This is a genomic window from Verrucosispora sp. FIM060022 (assembly GCF_003977705.1).
Classification (GTDB): domain Bacteria; phylum Actinomycetota; class Actinomycetes; order Mycobacteriales; family Micromonosporaceae; genus Micromonospora; species Micromonospora gifhornensis.
Window position 1 is genome coordinate 1 of the sequence record NZ_RQIV01000027.1, and the last position, 3224, is coordinate 3224.

Consider the following 3224-nt stretch of genomic DNA (forward strand, 5'->3'; position numbering starts at 1 on the left):
TGAGTCCGTTGGAGGCGCCGTCCTGGTTGACGGCGGAGCCGCGGAGGATGGCCAGGACGTGGTGGCCGTTGGCGCGGGCGTCGGAGAGGCGTTCGACGAGCAGCAGGCCCGCACCCTCACTCCATCCCGTACCGTTCGCCGCCGCCGAGAACGACCGGCAGCGCCCGTCCGGGGACAACCCCCGCTGACGGCTGAACTCCACGAAGGTGTGCGGCGTCGCCATCACCGTGACGCCGCCGGCCAGCGCCAGATCGCACTCGCCGCTGCGCAGTGACTGGGCGGCCAGGTGCAGGGCCACCAGAGAGGACGAGCAGGCGGTGTCCACGGTGACCGCCGGACCCTCCAACCCGAAGCTGTACGCCACCCGACCCGAGACCACGCTGGAGGTGTTGCCGGTGAGCAGGTGCCCCTCGAAACCCTCCGGGGCGGTACGCCACCGCGTCCCGTAGTCGCCGTACATGACGCCCGCGAACACACCCGTCCGACTGCCGCGTACCGCGGTCGGGTCGATTCCCGCCCGCTCGAACGCCTCCCACGCCACCTCCAACAGCAGCCGCTGCTGCGGGTCCGTGGCGGTGGCCTCGCGCGGGCTCAGCGCGAAGAACCCGGCGTCGAAGTCGGCCGCGTCGTAGAGGAAGCCGCCGTGGCGGGTGTACGAGGTGCCGGCGTGTTCGGGGTCGGGGTCATAGAGCCGGCCCAGGTCCCAGCCCCGGTCGGTGGGGAACTCGCCGATCGCGTCCACACCGTCGGCCACCAGCCGCCACAGGTCCTCCGGCGAGGAGACACCACCGGGATACCGGCAGGCCATCCCCACGATCGCGATCGGCTCGTCGGTGCGGGTGGCCACTGTGGGCGTCGGTGCCGGCTGTGCGCTCGTCGTGGCGCCGAGCAGGTGGGCCACCACGGCGTCCGGCGTCGGATGGTCGAACACCAGCGTGGCGGGCACCGGCAGGCCGGTCGCGGCGGCGAGGCGGTTGCGCAGCTCCACCCCGCCGAGCGAGTCGAGCCCCAGGTCGCGGAACGGGCGGGCCGAGTCCACCCCGGCGGCCGACGGGTACCCCAGCACCTCGGCGACCACCGAACGGACCACCTCCCGCAGTTCGGCCTCGTCACGCGGTCGGCTTCCGGCGGGCGGCACGGAACGACGCGTGACCAGCCCCCGCAGCGCGGCGGGCAGCACGTCACGGCCGCGCAGCGCCGCCAGGTCCAGGCGTACCGGTGCGAGGACCGGACCCTCGTGCGCCAGCGCGGCGTCGAACAGCGCCACGCCCTGCTCGACGGTCAGCGGCGGAAGCCCGTCGCGCCGCCACCGGGCCACGTCGGCAGCGGACAGCCCCGCCCCCATCCCGGTGTCCTCCCACAGACCCCAGGCCAGGGACAGCGCCGGTAGGCCGAGGGCGTGCCGGTGCGCGGCCAGCGCGTCCAGCGCGGCGTTGGCGGCCGCATACGCGCCCTGGCCGGCGGTGCCCAGCAGCCCACTGATCGAGGAGAACAGCACGAACGCCCGCAGGGGACGGTCCCGGGTCAGCTCGTGCAGGTGCCAGGCCGACTCGGCTTTGGTCGCGGCCGCGCGTACCTGCTCGACGGTCAGCGCGGACACCGTCGCGTCCCGGACCACCCCGGCCGCGTGCACGACCGCGTCGAGGGTGGGCAGGTCGGCGAGCAGGCAGGCCAGCGCCTCCCGGTCGGCGACGTCACATGCCCGCAGGTCGACCCGCGCGCCGTGGCCCGCCAACTCGTCGGCCAGCGCGGCCGCACCCGGTGCGTCCGCGCCGCGCCGGCTGACCAGCACGAGGTCCCGCACGCGGTGGGCGCGGACGAGGTGCCGGGCGACCAGTGCGCCCAGGGCTCCGGTCCCGCCGGTGACGAGCACGGTGCCGGACAGCGGCAGCCCCGGGTCGACGGGTGCGACGCGGGCCAGCCGGGGGACCCACCACGAACCGTCGCGCCAGGCCGCCTCGGGTTCGTCGTCCGGTACGGTCCGGACCGGGTCGTCGGCGTGGATCAGCACGAACCGGCCGGGGTGTTCGGCCTGCGCCGACCGGACGAGCCCGGCCGCACCGGTGCGGTCCAGGTGTGGCACCACCAGCGCGGTCGGCTCGGTGGCGTCCAGGCGTTCGTGGAGCATCGCGAGCGCGGCCGTGGCGTCGGCGACCGGTTCGACGCGGATCTGCCGCCGGGCGTCCTCGGCCGGCACCCACCGGATCCGGTGCAGGTCCGTGGGGGCCGGCATGCGCGCGGGCCGCAGGTGCAGGCTGTCGGCGGTGGCGACCACCCCGTCGGCGTCGGTGAGGACGAGCGCCCGCTCGGGCGTCCAGTACGCGTGCAGCGCCCCGCTGGGCCGGCGGAAGACCGAGACGCCGCTCCAGCTGAACGGCAGGAGCGTCTCGTCGCCGTCCAGCACGATCGGGTGCAGGGCGGCGTCCACCTGCGCCGGGTGCAGCACGAATCCGTCGGGGCCGGCGGGCGCGGCGAGTTGCGCCACCACGTGCTGGCCGTGCCGGGCGGCGGTGGCGAGGCGGAAGGCGGGCCCGTACTCGTAGCCCTTGCCGGCCAACCGCTCGTACAGGTCGTCGACGTCGACCGGCGGGCCGTCCACGCGTGGGGGGACCGGGGGCGCCGGGGGCGCCGCCGTGAGCAGGCCGCTGGCGTGTCGGGTCCACTGCTCGGCGTCGTCGGCCCGCGCGTGCACGGCGACGGTCCGCTGCTCACCCGGCGGGCCGACGGTGACCCGCACCTGCGCCACGCCCTCGTCGGGCAGCACCAGCGGGGCCTCCAGCGTCAGCTCGGCCACCCGGGGCAGCCCGACGTCCCGGCCCGCCCACAGCGCGTACTCCAGCAGGGCGGTGCCGGGCAGCAACGCCCGGCCGAGCACCACGTGGTCGGCCAGCCAGGGGGCGGTACGCCGGGACAGCCGTCCGGTGTAGACGGTGCTGTCGTCGGCGAGCGTCACGGCGGCGCCCAGCAGCGGGTGATCGACCTCGCGCACACCCGAGTCCGCGCCCGGGGTGGCCCGGCCGCCGGTGAGCCAGTACCGGTCGCGCCGGAATGCCGTGGTGGGCAGCCGGACCGGGCGGGCGTGCGGGTACAGGCTGGCCCAGTTGGTGGTGGGGGTGGTGGCGAGGGTGTGGGTGAGGGTGTGGTTTTCGTTGTGGTGGGGGCGGAGGGTGGGTGTGGTGGTGAGGGTGGGGTGGTTGGTTTTGGTGAGGGTGGTGAGGGTGGTG

The 3224-nt window shown here is 75.7% G+C and carries 1 protein-coding gene; it reads right to left on the reverse strand.

Going from position 1 to position 3224, the window contains the following annotated elements:
• The coding region (locus EG812_RS28975) for a type I polyketide synthase (RefSeq protein WP_126713490.1) at positions 1-3224 on the reverse strand (3224 nt) is incomplete at both ends.